Source organism: Vibrio neonatus, from assembly GCF_024346975.1.
GTDB classification, from domain to species: Bacteria; Pseudomonadota; Gammaproteobacteria; order Enterobacterales; family Vibrionaceae; genus Vibrio; species Vibrio neonatus.
The window spans coordinates 2,613,636-2,633,563 of the sequence record NZ_AP024885.1; the positions used below are offsets into that span (position 1 = coordinate 2,613,636).

Here is a 19,928-nt window from a genome sequence, read left to right on the forward strand (position 1 = left end):
AAATACTCTCTTACTTTCTAAACCATATCAATCTGTGTGGACACTCATCGTGAATAATCATCGTATAAGGAGGTGATCCAGCCCCAGGTTCCCCTAGGGCTACCTTGTTACGACTTCACCCCAGTCATGAACCACAAAGTGGTGAGCGTCCTCCCGAAGGTTAAACTACCCACTTCTTTTGCAGCCCACTCCCATGGTGTGACGGGCGGTGTGTACAAGGCCCGGGAACGTATTCACCGTAGCATTCTGATCTACGATTACTAGCGATTCCGACTTCATGGAGTCGAGTTGCAGACTCCAATCCGGACTACGACGCACTTTTTGGGATTCGCTCACCATCGCTGGTTGGCCGCCCTCTGTATGCGCCATTGTAGCACGTGTGTAGCCCTACTCGTAAGGGCCATGATGACTTGACGTCGTCCCCACCTTCCTCCGGTTTATCACCGGCAGTCTCCCTGGAGTTCCCACCATTACGTGCTGGCAAACAAGGATAAGGGTTGCGCTCGTTGCGGGACTTAACCCAACATTTCACAACACGAGCTGACGACAGCCATGCAGCACCTGTCTCAGAGTTCCCGAAGGCACCAATTCATCTCTGAAAAGTTCTCTGGATGTCAAGAGTAGGTAAGGTTCTTCGCGTTGCATCGAATTAAACCACATGCTCCACCGCTTGTGCGGGCCCCCGTCAATTCATTTGAGTTTTAATCTTGCGACCGTACTCCCCAGGCGGTCTACTTAACGCGTTAGCTCCGAAAGCCACGGCTCAAGGCCACAACCTCCAAGTAGACATCGTTTACGGCGTGGACTACCAGGGTATCTAATCCTGTTTGCTCCCCACGCTTTCGCATCTGAGTGTCAGTATCTGTCCAGGGGGCCGCCTTCGCCACTGGTATTCCTTCAGATCTCTACGCATTTCACCGCTACACCTGAAATTCTACCCCCCTCTACAGTACTCTAGCCTGCCAGTTTCAAATGCGGTTCCGAGGTTGAGCCCCGGGCTTTCACATCTGACTTAACAAACCACCTGCATGCGCTTTACGCCCAGTAATTCCGATTAACGCTCGCACCCTCCGTATTACCGCGGCTGCTGGCACGGAGTTAGCCGGTGCTTCTTCTGTCGCTAACGTCAAACAATACAGCTATTAACTATACTGCCTTCCTCACGACTGAAAGTACTTTACAACCCGAAGGCCTTCTTCATACACGCGGCATGGCTGCATCAGGCTTGCGCCCATTGTGCAATATTCCCCACTGCTGCCTCCCGTAGGAGTCTGGACCGTGTCTCAGTTCCAGTGTGGCTGATCATCCTCTCAGACCAGCTAGGGATCGTCGCCTTGGTGAGCCATTACCTCACCAACTAGCTAATCCCACCTGGGCATATCCTGAAGCGAGAGGCCCGAAGGTCCCCCTCTTTGGTCCGTAGACGTTATGCGGTATTAGCTATCGTTTCCAATAGTTATCCCCCACATCAGGGCAATTTCCCAGGCATTACTCACCCGTCCGCCGCTCGACGCCGTTATCGTTCCCCGAAGGTTCAGATAACTCGTTTCCGCTCGACTTGCATGTGTTAGGCCTGCCGCCAGCGTTCAATCTGAGCCATGATCAAACTCTTCAATTAAAGTTTTTTTGGCCGCTCTTAAAGTAAAGGCGACCGGCTCAATGAATACTGACTTCAAAACTACTAATGTAATTTTAAAGCTATTATCGTTCCAACAGAACGATAATGAATTGACTGTGCCAATGATTAAAAATCATTGTATTGGTCACTCAGTTCATTGATAAATCTTTTCGATTATCATCAACGAGTGCCCACACAGATTGATAGGTTTAAATTGTTAAAGAGCGTTGCTTTCCGTGTCGTAACACGTGAGCAGGAGGCGTATATTACGCTTTCTACTTTGAAAGTCAACATAAAATTCTGAATTAAATTCAAAACCTTATGGTAACTTCTTTCAATCAGAAAGAAGTAGAAATTAAAGCCTGGCGATGTCCTACTCTCACATGGGGAAGCCCCACACTACCATCGGCGCTATTGTGTTTCACTTCTGAGTTCGGCATGGAATCAGGTGGGTCCACAATGCTATGGTCGCCAAGCAAATTCTTTTTTACTTCCAGCTTTTAACAAGCTAGAGGTAAATAATTCGGAAAACTGTATTTAAAAGTCTCTGTCACACATTCAAAGTTCTTACTTCGAGTCCACAAAACCCCTTGGGTGTTGTATGGTTAAGCCTCACGGGCAATTAGTACAGGTTAGCTCAATGCCTCACAGCACTTACACACCCTGCCTATCAACGTTCTAGTCTCGAACAACCCTTTAGGACACTTAAAGTGCCAGGGAAGACTCATCTCAGGGCTCGCTTCGCGCTTAGATGCTTTCAGCGCTTATCGATTCCGAACTTAGCTACCGGGCAATGCCATTGGCATGACAACCCGAACACCAGAGGTTCGTCCACTCCGGTCCTCTCGTACTAGGAGCAGCCCCCTTCAATCTTCCAACGCCCACGGCAGATAGGGACCGAACTGTCTCACGACGTTCTAAACCCAGCTCGCGTACCACTTTAAATGGCGAACAGCCATACCCTTGGGACCGACTTCAGCCCCAGGATGTGATGAGCCGACATCGAGGTGCCAAACACCGCCGTCGATATGAACTCTTGGGCGGTATCAGCCTGTTATCCCCGGAGTACCTTTTATCCGTTGAGCGATGGCCCTTCCATTCAGAACCACCGGATCACTATGACCTGCTTTCGCACCTGCTCGAATTGTCATTCTCGCAGTCAAGCGGGCTTATGCCATTGCACTAACCACACGATGTCCAACCGTGTTTAGCCCACCTTCGTGCTCCTCCGTTACTCTTTGGGAGGAGACCGCCCCAGTCAAACTACCCACCAGGCACTGTCCGCAATCCCGATTAGGGACCTACGTTAGAACATCAAGCATACAAGGGTGGTATTTCAAGATTGCCTCCACAAACACTGGCGTGCTTGTTTCAAAGGCTCCCACCTATCCTACACATGTAGGGTCAATGTTCAGTGCCAAGCTGTAGTAAAGGTTCACGGGGTCTTTCCGTCTAGCCGCGGGTACACTGCATCTTCACAGCGATTTCAATTTCACTGAGTCTCGGGTGGAGACAGCGTGGCCATCATTACGCCATTCGTGCAGGTCGGAACTTACCCGACAAGGAATTTCGCTACCTTAGGACCGTTATAGTTACGGCCGCCGTTTACCGGGGCTTCGATCAAGAGCTTCGACCTAAGTCTAACCCCATCAATTAACCTTCCGGCACCGGGCAGGCGTCACACCGTATACGTCATCTTACGATTTTGCACAGTGCTGTGTTTTTAATAAACAGTTGCAGCCACCTGGTATCTGCGACTCCTAGTAGCTCCATCCGCAAGGGACTTCACCGCCAAGAGCGTACCTTCTCCCGAAGTTACGGTACCATTTTGCCTAGTTCCTTCACCCGAGTTCTCTCAAGCGCCTTGGTATTCTCTACCCGACCACCTGTGTCGGTTTGGAGTACGATTCCTTATAATCTGAAGCTTAGAGGCTTTTCCTGGAAGCATGGCATCAATGACTTCACTGCACGTAGCAGCTCGACATCGTATCTCAGCGTTAAGAAAGTCCGGATTTACCTAAACTTTCCGCCTACATACTTGAACCTGGACAACCATCGCCAGGCCCACCTAGCCTTCTCCGTCCCCCCATCGCAATTATAAGAAGTACGGGAATATTAACCCGTTTCCCATCGACTACGCCTTTCGGCCTCGCCTTAGGGGTCGACTTACCCTGCCCCGATTAACGTTGGACAGGAACCCTTGGTCTTCCGGCGTGGGGGTTTTTCACCCCCATTATCGTTACTCATGTCAGCATTCGCACTTCTGATACCTCCAGCAGCCCTTACAGACCACCTTCAACGGCTTACAGAACGCTCCCCTACCCCGCACACAAAGTGTGCAGCCGCAGCTTCGGTGTATAGCTTAGCCCCGTTACATCTTCCGCGCAGGCCGACTCGACCAGTGAGCTATTACGCTTTCTTTAAATGATGGCTGCTTCTAAGCCAACATCCTGGCTGTCTAAGCCTTCCCACATCGTTTCCCACTTAGCTATACTTTGGGACCTTAGCTGGCGGTCTGGGTTGTTTCCCTCTCCACGACGGACGTTAGCACCCGCCGTGTGTCTCCCGGATAGTACTCAATGGTATTCGGAGTTTGCAAAGGGTTGGTAAGTCGGGATGACCCCCTAGCCTTAACAGTGCTCTACCCCCATTGGTATTCGTCCGAGGCGCTACCTAAATAGCTTTCGGGGAGAACCAGCTATCTCCAGGTTTGATTGGCCTTTCACCCCTAGCCACAAGTCATCCGCTAATTTTTCAACATTAGTCGGTTCGGTCCTCCAGTTGATGTTACTCAACCTTCAACCTGCCCATGGCTAGATCACCTGGTTTCGGGTCTAATTCTAGCAACTCGACGCCCAGTTAAGACTCGGTTTCCCTACGGCTCCCCTATTCGGTTAACCTTGCTACTAAAATTAAGTCGCTGACCCATTATACAAAAGGTACGCAGTCACTCTCGAAGAGCTCCTACTGCTTGTACGTACACGGTTTCAGGTTCTATTTCACTCCCCTCACAGGGGTTCTTTTCGCCTTTCCCTCACGGTACTGGTTCACTATCGGTCAGTCAGTAGTATTTAGCCTTGGAGGATGGTCCCCCCATGTTCAAACAGGATATCACGTGTCCCGCCTTACTCGATTTCACTTAAAACGACATGTCGACTACGGGGCTATCACCCTTTATTGCGGCACTTTCCAGAGCCTTCGTCTGTGTTATTAAAAGCTTAAGGGCTAATCCAATTTCGCTCGCCGCTACTTTCGGAATCTCGGTTGATTTCTCTTCCTCCGGGTACTTAGATGTTTCAGTTCCCCGGGTTTGCCTCATTAACCTATGTATTCAGTTAATGATACGTACTTATGTACGTGGGTTTCCCCATTCAGAAATCCCAGACTCAAATGGTTATTACTACCTAATCTGGGCTTATCGCAAGTTATTACGTCTTTCATCGCCTCTGACTGCCAAGGCATCCACCGTGTACGCTTAGTCACTTAACCATACAACCCCAAAGGGTCTTGCTTAACGCAATACGTTTGCTACAACGTAGTATGACGTTTCCAAGGTGCGTTATCTCTTTATTATGAGCGAGATAACATTCGATTTTGCCGGACTCAAATTTGAATGCATTCTGGCAAGAATACATTCCCAAGAACACTTGAATGTGTGTTGGTACCTAACAACTCTTTATTTAAAAAGAATCACTAGGATTTGAGAACTTTTAAATTTGATAAGTAATAAATCAATTACTTATCGTCAGCTTTCCAAATTGTTAAAGAACGAGATTCAAATAATTGAACCATTTTTAAACACACTCACCTCTCTATTTCTAAGAGAAGTATGCTTAAAGATGGTGGGCGATACTGGGCTCGAACCAGTGACCCCCTCCTTGTAAGGGAGGTGCTCTCCCAACTGAGCTAATCGCCCACATTATTTGCCACTTACTTTCACTTTAAAAAGTGAAATCAAACAGCTTCCCTGTGGAAGGAAATGGTGGGTCGTGCAGGATTCGAACCTGCGACCAATTGATTAAAAGTCAACTGCTCTACCAGCTGAGCTAACGACCCAATGGTATCCCGTAGGGGAGTCGAACCCCTGTTACCGCCGTGAAAGGGCGGTGTCCTAGGCCTCTAGACGAACGGGACACTAGGTTTACTTTCACTTTTAAAAAGTGAAAACAAACTGTTGAGATGTCTTGGGGGACATCTCGAATCTCTTTACTTTCTAAACCATATCAATCTGTGTGGACACTCATCGTGAATAATCATCGTATAAGGAGGTGATCCAGCCCCAGGTTCCCCTAGGGCTACCTTGTTACGACTTCACCCCAGTCATGAACCACAAAGTGGTGAGCGTCCTCCCGAAGGTTAAACTACCCACTTCTTTTGCAGCCCACTCCCATGGTGTGACGGGCGGTGTGTACAAGGCCCGGGAACGTATTCACCGTAGCATTCTGATCTACGATTACTAGCGATTCCGACTTCATGGAGTCGAGTTGCAGACTCCAATCCGGACTACGACGCACTTTTTGGGATTCGCTCACCATCGCTGGTTGGCCGCCCTCTGTATGCGCCATTGTAGCACGTGTGTAGCCCTACTCGTAAGGGCCATGATGACTTGACGTCGTCCCCACCTTCCTCCGGTTTATCACCGGCAGTCTCCCTGGAGTTCCCACCATTACGTGCTGGCAAACAAGGATAAGGGTTGCGCTCGTTGCGGGACTTAACCCAACATTTCACAACACGAGCTGACGACAGCCATGCAGCACCTGTCTCAGAGTTCCCGAAGGCACCAATTCATCTCTGAAAAGTTCTCTGGATGTCAAGAGTAGGTAAGGTTCTTCGCGTTGCATCGAATTAAACCACATGCTCCACCGCTTGTGCGGGCCCCCGTCAATTCATTTGAGTTTTAATCTTGCGACCGTACTCCCCAGGCGGTCTACTTAACGCGTTAGCTCCGAAAGCCACGGCTCAAGGCCACAACCTCCAAGTAGACATCGTTTACGGCGTGGACTACCAGGGTATCTAATCCTGTTTGCTCCCCACGCTTTCGCATCTGAGTGTCAGTATCTGTCCAGGGGGCCGCCTTCGCCACTGGTATTCCTTCAGATCTCTACGCATTTCACCGCTACACCTGAAATTCTACCCCCCTCTACAGTACTCTAGCCTGCCAGTTTCAAATGCGGTTCCGAGGTTGAGCCCCGGGCTTTCACATCTGACTTAACAAACCACCTGCATGCGCTTTACGCCCAGTAATTCCGATTAACGCTCGCACCCTCCGTATTACCGCGGCTGCTGGCACGGAGTTAGCCGGTGCTTCTTCTGTCGCTAACGTCAAACAATACAGCTATTAACTATATTGCCTTCCTCACGACTGAAAGTACTTTACAACCCGAAGGCCTTCTTCATACACGCGGCATGGCTGCATCAGGCTTGCGCCCATTGTGCAATATTCCCCACTGCTGCCTCCCGTAGGAGTCTGGACCGTGTCTCAGTTCCAGTGTGGCTGATCATCCTCTCAGACCAGCTAGGGATCGTCGCCTTGGTGAGCCATTACCTCACCAACTAGCTAATCCCACCTGGGCATATCCTGAAGCGAGAGGCCCGAAGGTCCCCCTCTTTGGTCCGTAGACGTTATGCGGTATTAGCTATCGTTTCCAATAGTTATCCCCCACATCAGGGCAATTTCCCAGGCATTACTCACCCGTCCGCCGCTCGACGCCCAACAAATCACCCGAAGGGTCAATGTTGTCGTTTCCGCTCGACTTGCATGTGTTAGGCCTGCCGCCAGCGTTCAATCTGAGCCATGATCAAACTCTTCAATTAAAGTTTTTTTGTTCCTAAGAACGGCTCAATGAATACTGACTTCAAAACTGTTCCTTACTCGAAAGTAAGAAGTAATTTTAAAGCTATTATCGTTCCAACAGAACGATAATGAATTGACTGTGCTCGATACCGAAGTATCAAATTGGTCACTCAGTTCATTGATAAATCTTTTCGATTATCATCAACGAGTGCCCACACAGATTGATAGGTTTAAATTGTTAAAGAGCACACTATTGAGGCTTGCCTCTCAAGTGGACGGCTATTCTAGCTTTTTGAATCTCAGTGTCAAACACTTTTTTGAATTTATTTTCTAAGAGAAGTTAAACTCAAATGATTCAGCAATTTAGCCTACTGAAACACTGCGAAGCGTTGTCGCTGTTGCCGTGTCAGTGGGGCGCATTATAGAGATCTGCGTCACGTTGGCAAGAGGTTTTTTAAAGATTTATTTCAAATGACTATAAAATAAACAATCCGCCACAACTTGACGAAATTAGACACTATTAGAGGATAAAATTGGAAAAATTATTGTGGCATGCGTAATATCTATGTGTCTGTTTTGTTAATGAATTTCACACCCATCAATTCACCCATATATAGTGATAAAAGAATTATGAACTCAAACAAATCTTTATTGATTGTCTTCATCCTTGCAATAGCTGGCTCAGCACTTGTGTCCTTCCTATCTATCGACTCTAGTATTGCTTTCGGTATAGGTGTCGTAGTAACTGCGTTAATCTTGTGGCAGAAGCCTGCTTCAAGTACCACTTCTAAACCTACCTCTTCTGCGCAGGTAACAACGACGACTAATACTGAAAATACTACTTTATACGTTGGCAACCTTTCTTATAAAGCGAGCGAATCTCACGTAAAGGAGCTTTTTGAGGAATACGGCACTGTTTATAGTGTTCGTTTGATGAAAGACAAACGAACAGGAAAGCGCCGTGGATTTGGTTTTGTTGAAGTTGGGCATGATGATGCCGACTCAATGATCGCTAAGCTCAATGAATATGAGTACATGCAAAGAACGATCAAAGTTCGTATTGCCAATGAACCTAAGCATCCTTCAGAGGCTGAATCTTAATCTCTGAAAACCCTAACTCAGTAAATGATAATTGTAGCGCCGACTTGTGATGAGGTTCGGTGCTGCAATACACATCATAGCTTACTTCATTTCTACTACCGGAAAGGCAACGATCTTGTAGTAGAAATTCAACTCTTCTTGATATTGCATCTCCAGAATCGATAAGTACTACCCCCTCTCCCAATACTTGGTATATCTCATCTCTTAATAGAGGGAAATGTGTACAGCCAAGTACAGCAACATCGACTGAGCCTTTTAAGGGTCGTAGCACTTTTTCTAAACTATCGAGATCTACCGGCACACCACGCAGCTTTTGCTCAGCCATATCGACTAATTTTGTTGTGCCTAACATGACGACATCTTTACCATAAGCAAAATGTCGAATCAGTTCATGCGTATACTCTCGGGTCACTGTTGCTGGCGTTGCAATAAGACCCACACCTTTGCTTGATCTTTGAGATGCGGGTTTGATTGCAGGAACCACTCCAACAATAGGAATAGTGATTTTTTCTCTTAACTTGGTTAAAACTATGGTGCTTGCGGTATTGCACGCAATCACAACCAAAGCAATGTTTTGGGTTTCTACAAAGTGCTTCACATAGGATTCGACACGTCGTATCAATTGATTGGGCTCTAATTCCCCATACGGATAGGCTTCATTATCAAATGCGTAAGTACAGCTGACCCAAGGTAGTCTAGCCTTGATATCTTTAAATACCGAAATGCCACCTACCCCTGAGTCAAACATCAAGATTCTAGTTTCAGACATTGGCACTCTTAATAAGGTTTGAACAAATGTTGTGGTTAGCTACTTTAGCAAAATACACCGCATAGTTAAGCCATCAATCATTGTATTAAAATAAAATATAAGCGTAGTTTTATACGTAAGCTGTTATATACATCAAAATAACTCATGCACACAATCTATACTCTCAATGCCGATGAGTATAGAATCTGCGCCTCTTGTTTCAATTCAGGAAAAGTGAATGGCCAACCCAAATGTAAACTCTGAGTCTTATCAGCTACAACTCGATGATAAAACAGTACGTCTACAAGAGATGTTTAGCGAATATACGATGCCCGCATTAGAAGTATTTACTTCTGATGAGGATCATTATCGAATGCGTGCAGAGTTCCGCGTGTGGCACGAAGGTGAAGACCTGTACTACGTGATGTTTAATCAAGAGACACGTGAGAAATATCGTGTTGACCAATTTCCTGTCGCGAGTCGCTTAATAAATGATTTGATGCCTCTATTAATAGAAGCCGTCAAAGAACACGACATACTCCGCCACAAGCTTTTCCAAGTGGATTTTCTTTCTACTCTAAGTGGCGAGATTTTAGTGTCTTTGCTTTACCACAAGCAACTTGATGAAGAATGGCAACAACATGCCAAAGCACTGAAACAGCGACTTAATGATGAAGGCTTTAATTTAAATCTTATTGGTCGCGCCAGAAAGATGAAGATTGTCTTAGACAGAGACTATGTTATCGAGAAGCTGAATGTATTTGGTAAAACTTATACCTACCAGCAAGTAGAAAATAGTTTCACCCAGCCAAACGGTCATGTGGCAGAGAAAATGCTGGAATGGGCGGTAGACTGTACTAAAGATTCGAGCGGTGACTTATTAGAGCTTTACTGTGGCAACGGTAATTTCTCATTAGCGCTGGCGCAGAACTTCAATCGCGTACTTGCGACTGAACTGGCTAAACCATCAGTTGATTCTGCACAATTCAATATTCGCGCAAATGAGATTGATAATGTACAGATTATTCGCATGTCAGCTGAAGACTTTACCGATGCAATGGAAGGCAAACGTGAATTCCGCCGTCTAAAACAAGCCAATGTTGATCTCAAGAGTTATGACTGCAACACAATTTTTGTTGATCCGCCACGCTCAGGTATGGACGAAGGCACTTGCAGAATGGTTCAAGGTTATGAGCGTATCCTCTATATCTCTTGTAACCCTGAAACGCTAAAAGATAATTTAGAAATCTTAGGTGAGACACATAACATCACTCGTTATGCGTTATTTGATCAGTTCCCATATACTCATCATATGGAAATGGGCATATTTTTAGAGCGCAAAGCCTAATAGATTAAGTAGTAAGGCTAAGTAGATAAAAGAGCGGCTCGCCGCTCTTTTTTGTTTATTTGCCTAAGTAACCTAACTTCCTACCAATCAGTACCAACAACACTAGTGTCACTACGATAGAGAAAAAGTTAGTACCCGCCTCTGGATATTGGGCTTTAATAAATGCCGAATGGCCAAAGAAGCCGACGAAAAAACTGCCTACACCCAATAGAGGAAAATCTTCGTTTAATGGGTTATTAAGGTAATTTTGATAGATAGATTGAGTGGCTAACACTAAGCAAATTAGTGAGAAAATCGAAAATGCATAACCTTCTATAGACAGTGATGAGAATAATGAACTGACACTCATTCCACACACTAAAGCTAATAAAAGCGACTTCTTATCCGACGTTGTATTTACTTTTTGATCAGTCATGAATCCCTCTCTTTCTTATTATTCTGAAACTGGTTCATTGCATGCCCCCCAAGTGAGATCATACGAACCTGTTCAACTAGCCTCTTCTGGTGAGCCATTCGCTGGCTCTTTTCCACTATATCCAAGAACTCAGCCCCTGAGTTAAAGACTAAGGTGACAATGGCATCCGCTTGTAATGTCGCAATTTCTCTTGGCAATTGTTGAGCACTCAGGTAATCCGCTAACTCAGTGCTAAAAAATTGTATCTCTCTTGCCACTGCACAACGAAACTCCTCTGAAGTTCCAGAACGCTCTCGCAGTAACAATCTAAAAATATCTGGATTAGTATCGATAAACTCCACAAAAGTTTCGATGGAGGTTTGAATCACACTACAGTCAGCTTGAATTCGCTCACGGGCTCGACGCATTAATTGGCGTAACAACAGCCCTGCTTCATCAACCATCACTAAACCTAGCTGGTTCATATCATCAAAGTGGCGATAAAAAGACGTTGGGGCAATCCCAGCTTCTCTTGATACTTCTCGAAGACTCATACTAGAAAAGCTTCGCCCAGCGGATAATTGTCCTAATGCTGAGTCGATGATTGCTCGTCTTGTTTTTTGTTTTTGCTCTGCTCTGACGCCCATACTTTATTCATAACTATTTTAGCCTAACCACAATAAAGCATAACTGCTTCTTAGTTTGCAAACTCTGCTCGCTCACAAAGTGATCTTTATTGTGAGACCGCCCACTTAGTCACCACTAACTAATTTACCTATAACGACAAGAGTCTAGAATGCTACTAACAAAACAAGGAGGTTTCTGTGAGTTCTTTATCGCATTTTGATGTAATCGTGATCGGTAGTGGTCCAGGAGGGGAAGGTGCCGCGATGGGCCTGACCAAAGCTGGGTTTAATGTTGCCATCATTGAAAAGGAAAAAAGTGTCGGAGGCGGATGCACTCACTGGGGTACAATTCCATCCAAAGCACTCAGACATGCTGTAAGCCGTTTTACTGAATTCAATAACAACCCTCTATTTAGCAAGAACAATCGCAGTTTCGATGCCAGTTTCGATGATATTCTCAGCCACGCAAAAACCGTTGTTGATAAGCAAACAACATTGCGACAAGGCTTTTATGACCGTAACCACTGCACCCTGATCTTTGGTGCGGCGCAATTTTCTGATGCCAATACGGTAAAAGTAACGCTAGAAGATGGACGAACTGAACATTACTCCGCAAATCGTTTTGTCATAGCCACTGGCTCACGTCCGTATCATCCAGATAGCGTTGACTTTAGCCACCAGCGAATTTATGACAGTGACTCAATACTGTCACTCCACCACCAGCCAAGACATATTATTATCTATGGTGCAGGCGTAATTGGTTGTGAATATGCTTCTATATTCCGTGGCTTAGGTGTAAAAACCGATCTAATCAATACGCGTGACCAACTACTCTCTTTCCTAGATAAAGAAATCTCTGATGCGCTGTCTTATCACTTTGGTAACAGTGGCATTGTTATTCGCAACGGTGAGTCCTTTGAAAAAGTAGAAGGAACCGATGATGGGGTCATCGTTCATCTAGAGTCAGGGAAAAAAATGCGTGCCGACTGCCTGTTGTATGCCAATGGTCGAACCGGTAATACCGATACACTTAATTTAGAAATTACTGGCTTAGCCGCTGACTCTCGAGGTCAGCTAAAGATCAACAGCAACTACCAAACCGAAGTCGAGCATATTTATGCGGTAGGTGATGTGATTGGCTACCCTAGCCTAGCAAGTGCTGCCTATGATCAAGGGCGTTTTTTAGCACAGGCTATTGCAGAGGGTCAATCGACCCAGCGATTAATTGAAGATATCCCAACGGGGATTTATACCATTCCTGAAATCAGCTCTGTAGGTAAAACAGAGCAAGAGCTAACCGCAGCTAAAGTCCCTTATGAAGTAGGGCGAGCTTCATTTAAACACTTGGCTCGCGCACAGATATCAGGCAAGGACATTGGTAGCTTAAAAATCCTATTCCATCGAGAAAGTAGAGAGATCTTAGGCATCCATTGTTTTGGAGAAAGAGCGGCCGAAATTATCCACATTGGGCAAGCCATTATGGAGCAACCCGGTAAAGCCAATAGCATTGACTACTTCGTCAATACTACCTTTAACTACCCGACAATGGCCGAGGCATATCGAGTCGCAGCATTAAATGGCTTAAACCGCCTATTCTGATTGAGTTACATCAGTCAGTAATCCAAGATTAAGTGTGGGCAGAAGTTAAAAACTGCCCCTTTTTCCATAATTTGATAAATATCCAGCCAAGCACTCCTCCCCTCATTGCCATAAAGCCGAGCATGGCAATCCACAAGCTGTGATTTTGCAAAGACACAAAACTAAAGTAGAGAATGAAGAACGTCACCGCGGCCAAGAACATGCTATTACGCATCTCTTTACCTCGAGTTGCGCCAATAAAAATGCCATCAAACAGATAACACCACATTGAAACCAACGGCATAATAGCAAGCCATGGTAAATATTCGTCTGCGGTGATTCTGACACTGTCGATATCACTGATTAACGCCACCACAAGACTGCCACCAGCTCCAAATAATAGTGCAAAGCCACAACACACAATAAAGCCCCAAATAAAGGAACCCCAGATAGAAAGCGCCAGCTCGGCTTTATCTTTCGCGCCAATGGCTTTACCGACCATAGCTTCTATTGCATAGGCAAAACCATCCATGGCGTAAGAGACCATCAATACTAAGCTCATCAGTACCGCATTGGCAGCCACTATATCATCACCAAAACTTGCCCCTTGGAAGGTCATAAACGCCAATACTGCCTGCAAGAACAGTGAACGTAAAAAGATATCTCTATTTAAACGTATAAAACGCAGTATCCCAGTAAATAGTTTGCTAGCACCCAAAGACAATATCTGATGTAGATTCAGTTGCACGGACTTTTGCCACGCTTTACGGCAGAAATAAAGCCCGACGAATGTCCCTGTAAAGTCGGCAATCACTGATGCAGAAGCCACGCCGGACACACCAAAATCTAAAACCACCACAAACAATACATCCAGCACTATGTTGGTCACATTAGTCGCAATTACCATCCACATTGGAGCCTTTGCATCTTGATTGCCCAATAGCCAACCTAGCAATACAAAATTCACCATCGCCGCCGGAGCACTCCACGCCCTTATGGCAAAATACTGCGAAGCGTATAACTGTACTTGTTCACTGGCATCACTAAAGCCCAAAGCTAAGGCAATAATCCCACGATGTAAGATTAAAAAAAGCACCGCAAATGACAATGCCATGAAAATGCCTTGCAGTAAGATAAGGGCTAATTTTCTAGGATCTTGCGCTCCTTTAGCTTGCGCCGATAAGCCTGTCGTCGACATACGTAAAAAGCCAAATAACCAAAACACCATACTGATCATGGTGCCGCCTAGTGCCACACCACCTAAATACCATGAATGTTCTAAATGCCCCACAATAGCGGTATCAACTAAACCCAATAACGGTACCGTAATGTTGGACAGCACCATAGGAATGGCTAACGCAAGAATCCTCTTGTGCAGACTTAAGTCCATGAGTGAACGGATAACTGGATTTTGCATACGGCTTCCTTGGTAAATCTTAGGGCAAAAAAAACAGCGCTCCTATTCAGGGGCGCTGCATATTTAGTGAACTGTCATCTATTGGAGTGTAGCGATTACATCCAAGTGCTATTACGAATAATACCGACAGCAATACCTTCAATCACTAAATGTTGCTGAGTTAAATCCACTTTAATTGGAGATAGCTCTTCATTTTCTGGGTGCAGTAAAACGGTCGCGCCTTTACGCTCCAATCTTTTCACGGTGACGTCTTCGTCTACTCGTGCCACCACAACTTGTCCATCGCGAACATCTTGAGTTTTATGTACTGCAAGTAGATCGCCATCCATAATACCGATGTCTTTCATACTTTCACCGTGTACGCGCAGTAAAAAGTCCGCTTTGGGCTTAAACATTTGCGGATCAACTTGGTAATGAGATTCTATATGCTCTTGAGCTAAAATAGGCTCACCAGCAGCGACATTACCGATCAGCGGTAGACCGTCATCATTGGCGGTATCTTGCAATAAAATACGGATGCCTCTTGAAGCGCCAGGGATGATTTCAATCACCTGTTTCTTAGCCAGTGCTTTAAGATGCTCTTCCGCAGCATTAGCTGAACGAAAACCCAGCGCGCGGGCGATTTCCGCTCTTGTTGGTGGCATACCAGTATCCTCAATCTTAGCTTTAATTAGATCGAATACCTGTTGCTGTCTTTGGGTTAAGGGTCTCATAGGGCACCTGTTATTTTATACAGTTAACTGTGAGTATATACAGCATGGTTAAATAATCAACCAACTAGCCCTAATAACTTGAAATTTAAGTTAAAAGAATAATGCCTCTACCCAGATATATAACACTAGACCTAAAGCAATAAATACCGCTGCTGATCCAATATCCTTGGCACGTCCTGCTAACTCATGAAAATCAGATCCAATACGATCCACTACGGCTTCTATGGCCGAATTCATAAGCTCAGCAATCAACACAATAAATAGAGACGACACCATCAACATGCGCTCAACGTGACCAACATCCACCAAAAAAGCCACCGGGATCAGTAGAATAGCGAGAATAACTTCTTGACGAAAAGCAGCCTCATGTTTGAAAGCAGCCTGCAATCCCTGTATCGAATACCCCGTCGCTTTAATAATGCGTTTGAATCCTGTATTACCTTTCATTATTCACCTATTCTTTTATCTCTTTGTGCTTTTTCAGTTATAAACCTAACATTGACGCAATTCTGGTTAAAAGGTTCGACCAGTTCTGCTATTCTTGCGACGCTTATGTTACAACCGAGCCTTGAAGAGTCTTGGACGCCAAATACAAATTGGGACAATCAATAATATGTCTTCTGGTCATACACTGACACAATCAGCTTTGCGCTTTCCATTGAAAGTACTGGTTAAAGGGAGCGTCGTACCCCCTTCGCCTATTAATAATCTCAACATAGACATAGACAAACCTATTGTCTACGTTTTGCCATTTGAATCTAATGTCGATCTGCTGACTATTCGCAGACGCGCGATTCAACTAGGGCTACCCGATCCACTGCGACCACTTGAGCTACATGGTCAAAGTTTTCGACGCTATGTATTTAGTTCTCTAGATGAGGACGATCAAGGCCAAGATGCCCACGACTCACTCGGTTCGCAAAGCCTGTTTACTCAGCTGCTAAAACTACATAGAGAACAACCTGAACTCGATGTACAACTCATCCCGACCACAGTTATGTGGGGGCGCAAGCCAGGCAAAGAAGGCCAAGAAAAACCCTACTTAGAAAATCTTCCCTCTTGGAAGAAGATGTTCGCGGTATTGTTTTCTGGTCGAGACTGTATGATTCGTTTTAGCCCATTGGTCTCTATGCGTTATATGGCTGACTCACATGGCTCCGACGAAACCATAGCGCAAAAACTGGCTCGTGTAGCGCGTATTCACTTCTCTCGTCAAAAATTAGCCGCTTCAGGTCCAAACCTACCGAATAGAGAAGTTCTCTTTAAGCGTCTGATCAAATCTGAGGCGATAAATAAAGCCATTGCCGACGAAGCCGCAGAAAAAAATATTAGTGTAGAAAAAGCAGAGCAACAAGCACTAAAAATAATAGATGAAATTGCAGCAAAGTTCTCTTACTCGCTGATCAAGCAAGGTAACTTCGTTTTAACTTGGTTATGGAACCGCCTCTATCAAGGCATCAATGTTAATAATGCTTCGACTGTACGTAAATTAGCGCAAGATGGGCACGAGATTGTTTATGTGCCGTGTCATCGAAGCCATATGGATTATCTGCTGCTCTCTTACATCCTTTATTACGAAGGCATGGTACCACCGCATATTGCTGCCGGTGTAAACCTAAATTTCTTCCCTGCTGGGCCTATCTTTAGAAGAGGTGGCGCATTCTTCATTCGCCGTAGTTTCAAAGGCGACAAGCTTTATTCGACCATCTTTAGAGAATACTTAGCCGAGTTATTTGCGAAAGGGTATTCGGTTGAATACTTTAGTGAAGGCGGACGCTCTCGTACAGGTCGTCTACTGCAAGCCAAAACCGGCATGTTAGCGATGACAGTACAAACCATGTTACGAGGACTAAATCGTCCCGTCACTTTAGTGCCTGTGTATATCGGCTACGAACATGTAATGGAAGTGTCGACTTACGCAAAAGAACTGCGCGGTAAGCGTAAAGAAAAAGAAAATGCCGGACAGGTGCTGCGTACGATTAGAAAACTGCGTAACTTTGGCCAAGGCTATGTCAACTTTGGTGAGCCTATCTCACTCAATAACTATCTCAACGAAAACGTGCCACAATGGCGAGACAGTATTGGTGCACCAAGCTCTATCAGACCGGATTGGATGGCGCCAACCGTTAATGCCATTGCAGAAAAAATGATGACGCACATTAATGATGCCGCAGCAGCTAACGCCTTGAGCTTATCCGCGACAGCCCTACTCGCGTCAAGACAAAGAGCACTGACCAAAGAAAGCTTAATCAATCAAATCGATTGTTATTTACATATCCTGCGTAACACGCCATACACGGACTACTCGACTGTGCCAAATAGCACAGCAGAAGAATTAGCCGCGCACGCTATCTCTTTAGATAAGTTTGTTGTCGACTCAGACAGTATGGGTGATATCGTATCTTTAGATCGCCATCAGTCTGTATTGATGACTTACTATCGCAACAACATCATACATATGCTGGCACTTCCTTCATTGATTGCGCAGCTTATTATCCAACTCCCTGACTGCACACTGGCAAAACTACAGCACAATATTTCGGTTCTATACCCGTTCTTGAAAAAGGAATTCTTCCTTTCTTATGATAACGAACAGCTTGAAGAGAAAGTTGAGCAAATGGTGCAAGAGTTGTTGGCTCAGCAGCTTATTCAAATTGATGACGATGTGATTAATCTTAATCAGTCCAACATCCATACTATACAACTGCTATCCAGAACGATTTCAGAAACTCTGCAACGCTACAGCATTGCGCTGAATCTTTTGGCCTCAAGACCTGAAGTAACTCAAGAAGACTTGGAAGTACGTTGCCAAGATATTGCACAGCGTTTAGGTCGCTTGCATGGCATTAATGCACCAGAGTTTTTTGATAAAGGCGTGTTTGCGGCGCTGTTTAATACCTTAAAAGAACAGAACTATCTTAATGAAGATGGGGTGTGTGACATTGAGCGAACTAAGAAACTAGCGCAAGGCTTACTTGAGATACTTTCGCCAGAAGTAAAACTGACCATTAAAGAAGGTATTGCTCAGGCGGAGTAACCAAAACCCATCAAAATATCAATCCCAGCTATCGATTCTGCAAGTCACAGAATCAATAGCTGGGATTTTTTATAGATAAGAGATAAATAAGCCAGCCGTAACGGCTATGCCCACGTAGTTATTATTAAGAAAAGCTTGGAAACATTGCGTACGACTGCGCGTTTTAATCAGCCATTGCTGATACACAAACAAACTAGCAGCAACGAGAACGCCCCAATAAAACGCTCCACTTAGACCCGCACTCTCACCTACCACCAGCAGTAAAACGATAGTGGTGGCCTGCAATAATCCGATAATTAGCTTATCAAAGCGGCCAAACAAAATAGCGGTCGATTTGATGCCTATTTTAAGGTCGTCTTCTCTATCAACCATCGCATATTGAGTATCGTAGGCAACGGTCCACAATACGTTAATCGCAAACAATAACCACGCCAATGGCGCTATATGTCCAGACTCTGCCGCCCACGCCATTGGAATCGCCCAACTAAATGCAATCCCTAACACTAACTGAGGCAAATGGGTAAATCGCTTCATAAACGGATAAAGCGCCGCTAAGGCGACACCAATAAATGACAATTGGATGGTGAGTGTATTCATGGTCAGCACCAGAGAAAATGAAATAATGCTCAAGACGCCAAATAACGCTAATGCTTCTTTTGCCGACACTAACCCACTCGGTATCGGGCGAAACTGAGTACGCTCCACATGCCCATCAAAATCACGATCGGCAAAATCATTAATCACGCACCCTGCTGAACGCATTAAAAATACACCCAGACAAAATACAATAAGAACCCCCCATTGAGGTCTCCCCTCTGAAGCCATTGCCAAGGCCCATAATGTTGGCCATAGAAGCAATAGGCTACCTATAGGTCGATCCATCCTCATAAGCAAATAATAGGCTCTTATTTTAGAGAGCATTAACTGTGTTCCTTTTTAAATAAATTGGGGATTCTGGTAAAAAGAGTTCCGCTACCAGCATCGGTGTTTCATTCATCCATAACCGAGAACGGCGCGCGAGCAATACTTGCCCATCCACCTCTATCTCTCCCACTTGCAGAGCATCACGATACGCACCTTGCGAACCAAAGACGGTGACGCCCAAAGGCAATTCACCTTGTTTTTCAAAATCGTGTGAGTGAGAAAGCAGCGAGCTTTCTGGTATCAAAGTGCGCCCATACACCCAATCGTGACGATCACCTCGCAAAATCACTTCTCTAAGGAGGCAAACTTCTCGAGTTAAAATCTCCGCTTCTTTTGCTGACAGCATCTGCGCTTGAACTTTATTGTTGGTAAATAACTCAACACTAAAATCAACACAAGATTGAGATAGGCGATGAGAAAGAGAGTCTTCCTCTAACAACCAATGCTTAGCGTTTGTATCCGGAAATTGGAATTGGCTTGGGCTTTGCCAATTGATATCACGCAAAGCCTGCTGAAATGTGCTAATGGGGCTTGTCATACTAACTTCGTAACTCTTTACCAACTAATGACGCACTCTTAATGTAATGCGCCAATTGTACCAATCGCAATACCAATAAGGTAATAGAGATC

At 45.2% G+C, this 19,928-nt stretch carries 12 protein-coding genes, 3 tRNA genes and 4 rRNA genes; 4 read left to right on the forward strand and 15 right to left on the reverse strand.

Annotated elements, in window-relative coordinates; all coding sequences use genetic code 11:
- Positions 1-65: 65 nt before the first annotated feature.
- The 7 genes from OCU38_RS12150 to OCU38_RS12180 form a co-directional block, all read right to left on the reverse strand.
- Positions 66-1,618: ribosomal RNA gene (locus OCU38_RS12150) — 16S ribosomal RNA — on the reverse strand.
- Positions 1,619-1,978: 360 nt separating this feature from the next.
- Positions 1,979-2,094: ribosomal RNA gene (rrf, locus tag OCU38_RS12155) — 5S ribosomal RNA — on the reverse strand.
- A 125-nt stretch (positions 2,095-2,219) separates the two neighbouring features.
- Positions 2,220-5,107: ribosomal RNA gene (locus OCU38_RS12160) — 23S ribosomal RNA — on the reverse strand.
- A 351-nt stretch (positions 5,108-5,458) separates the two neighbouring features.
- Positions 5,459-5,534: transfer RNA gene (locus OCU38_RS12165), tRNA-Val, on the reverse strand.
- 64 nt (positions 5,535-5,598) lie between these two features.
- Positions 5,599-5,674: transfer RNA gene (locus tag OCU38_RS12170), tRNA-Lys, on the reverse strand.
- 2 nt (positions 5,675-5,676) lie between these two features.
- A tRNA-Glu gene (locus tag OCU38_RS12175) sits at positions 5,677-5,752 on the reverse strand.
- A gap of 127 nt (positions 5,753-5,879) precedes the next feature.
- Positions 5,880-7,432, reverse strand: a 16S ribosomal RNA gene (locus OCU38_RS12180).
- The 16S, 23S and 5S rRNA genes sit together here with 3 tRNA genes alongside, the layout of an rRNA operon.
- Positions 7,433-8,042: 610 nt before the next feature.
- Between OCU38_RS12180 and OCU38_RS12185 the strand changes: the two genes are divergently transcribed.
- Positions 8,043-8,513, forward strand: coding sequence for an RNA recognition motif domain-containing protein (locus tag OCU38_RS12185; protein WP_261823234.1), 471 nt, complete (start codon positions 8,043-8,045; stop codon positions 8,511-8,513).
- Here OCU38_RS12185 and murI read toward each other — a convergent pair.
- Positions 8,485-9,282, reverse strand: coding sequence for a glutamate racemase (murI, locus tag OCU38_RS12190; protein WP_261823235.1), 798 nt, complete (start codon positions 9,280-9,282; stop codon positions 8,485-8,487). The genes OCU38_RS12185 and murI overlap by 29 nt on opposite strands.
- 217 nt (positions 9,283-9,499) lie before the next feature.
- Here murI and trmA point away from each other — a divergent pair, with 217 nt between their 5' ends.
- Positions 9,500-10,609, forward strand: a complete 1,110-nt coding sequence (trmA, locus tag OCU38_RS12195) for a tRNA (uridine(54)-C5)-methyltransferase TrmA (protein ID WP_261823236.1) — start codon at positions 9,500-9,502, stop codon at positions 10,607-10,609.
- 55 nt (positions 10,610-10,664) lie between these two features.
- On the opposite strand, the gene OCU38_RS12200 is transcribed toward trmA, so the two are convergent.
- Complete coding sequence (locus OCU38_RS12200) at positions 10,665-11,024, reverse strand: YijD family membrane protein (RefSeq protein ID WP_023405291.1); 360 nt, start codon at positions 11,022-11,024, stop codon at positions 10,665-10,667.
- On the reverse strand, positions 11,021-11,650 hold the full coding sequence (gene fabR / locus OCU38_RS12205) for an HTH-type transcriptional repressor FabR (protein ID WP_261823237.1): 630 nt from the start codon (positions 11,648-11,650) through the stop codon (positions 11,021-11,023). The genes OCU38_RS12200 and fabR overlap by 4 nt, the downstream gene beginning before the upstream one ends.
- A 177-nt stretch (positions 11,651-11,827) precedes the next feature.
- Between fabR and sthA the strand changes: the two genes are divergently transcribed.
- Positions 11,828-13,228 (forward strand): Si-specific NAD(P)(+) transhydrogenase, encoded by a 1,401-nt coding sequence (sthA, locus tag OCU38_RS12210; RefSeq protein WP_261823238.1) that lies wholly within the window; start codon positions 11,828-11,830, stop codon positions 13,226-13,228.
- A gap of 28 nt (positions 13,229-13,256) precedes the next feature.
- On the opposite strand, the gene dinF is transcribed toward sthA, so the two are convergent.
- The 3 genes from dinF to OCU38_RS12225 form a co-directional block, all read right to left on the reverse strand.
- Positions 13,257-14,624, reverse strand: coding sequence for an MATE family efflux transporter DinF (dinF, locus tag OCU38_RS12215; RefSeq protein ID WP_261823239.1), 1,368 nt, complete (start codon positions 14,622-14,624; stop codon positions 13,257-13,259).
- Between the two features lie 95 nt (positions 14,625-14,719).
- Positions 14,720-15,337, reverse strand: coding sequence for a transcriptional repressor LexA (gene lexA / locus OCU38_RS12220; RefSeq protein WP_261823240.1), 618 nt, complete (start codon positions 15,335-15,337; stop codon positions 14,720-14,722).
- A gap of 90 nt (positions 15,338-15,427) precedes the next feature.
- Positions 15,428-15,784, reverse strand: coding sequence for a diacylglycerol kinase (locus OCU38_RS12225; RefSeq protein WP_261823241.1), 357 nt, complete (start codon positions 15,782-15,784; stop codon positions 15,428-15,430).
- Between the two features lie 166 nt (positions 15,785-15,950).
- On the opposite strand from OCU38_RS12225, the gene plsB reads away from it, so the two are divergent.
- Positions 15,951-18,374 (forward strand): glycerol-3-phosphate 1-O-acyltransferase PlsB, encoded by a 2,424-nt coding sequence (gene plsB / locus OCU38_RS12230; protein ID WP_261823242.1) that lies wholly within the window; start codon positions 15,951-15,953, stop codon positions 18,372-18,374.
- 69 nt (positions 18,375-18,443) lie between these two features.
- On the opposite strand, the gene ubiA is transcribed toward plsB, so the two are convergent.
- Positions 18,444-19,295 (reverse strand): 4-hydroxybenzoate octaprenyltransferase, encoded by an 852-nt coding sequence (ubiA, locus tag OCU38_RS12235; protein ID WP_261823243.1) that lies wholly within the window; start codon positions 19,293-19,295, stop codon positions 18,444-18,446.
- Positions 19,285-19,836 carry a chorismate lyase gene (locus tag OCU38_RS12240; RefSeq protein WP_261823244.1) on the reverse strand — a complete coding sequence of 184 codons (552 nt, stop codon included), beginning with the start codon at positions 19,834-19,836 and terminating at the stop codon, positions 19,285-19,287. Before OCU38_RS12240 ends, ubiA begins: the two co-directional genes overlap by 11 nt.
- Positions 19,837-19,928: the final 92 nt, after the last annotated feature.

What these genes read in the sequence shown, in the direction of transcription:
- fabR (WP_261823237.1), bottom strand. Translation starts at nt 11,650, where the DNA reads ATGGGCGTCAGAGCAGAGCAAAAACAAAAAACAAGACGAGCAATCATC.
- OCU38_RS12225 (WP_261823241.1), bottom strand. Translation starts at nt 15,784, where the DNA reads ATGAAAGGTAATACAGGATTCAAACGCATTATTAAAGCGACGGGGTAT.
- lexA (WP_261823240.1), bottom strand. Translation starts at nt 15,337, where the DNA reads ATGAGACCCTTAACCCAAAGACAGCAACAGGTATTCGATCTAATTAAA.
- dinF (WP_261823239.1), bottom strand. Translation starts at nt 14,624, where the DNA reads ATGCAAAATCCAGTTATCCGTTCACTCATGGACTTAAGTCTGCACAAG.
- OCU38_RS12240 (WP_261823244.1), bottom strand. Translation starts at nt 19,836, where the DNA reads ATGACAAGCCCCATTAGCACATTTCAGCAGGCTTTGCGTGATATCAAT.
- OCU38_RS12185 (WP_261823234.1), top strand. Translation starts at nt 8,043, where the DNA reads ATGAACTCAAACAAATCTTTATTGATTGTCTTCATCCTTGCAATAGCT.
- OCU38_RS12200 (WP_023405291.1), bottom strand. Translation starts at nt 11,024, where the DNA reads ATGACTGATCAAAAAGTAAATACAACGTCGGATAAGAAGTCGCTTTTA.
- murI (WP_261823235.1), bottom strand. Translation starts at nt 9,282, where the DNA reads ATGTCTGAAACTAGAATCTTGATGTTTGACTCAGGGGTAGGTGGCATT.
- ubiA (WP_261823243.1), bottom strand. Translation starts at nt 19,295, where the DNA reads ATGCTCTCTAAAATAAGAGCCTATTATTTGCTTATGAGGATGGATCGA.
- trmA (WP_261823236.1), top strand. Translation starts at nt 9,500, where the DNA reads ATGGCCAACCCAAATGTAAACTCTGAGTCTTATCAGCTACAACTCGAT.
- plsB (WP_261823242.1), top strand. Translation starts at nt 15,951, where the DNA reads ATGTCTTCTGGTCATACACTGACACAATCAGCTTTGCGCTTTCCATTG.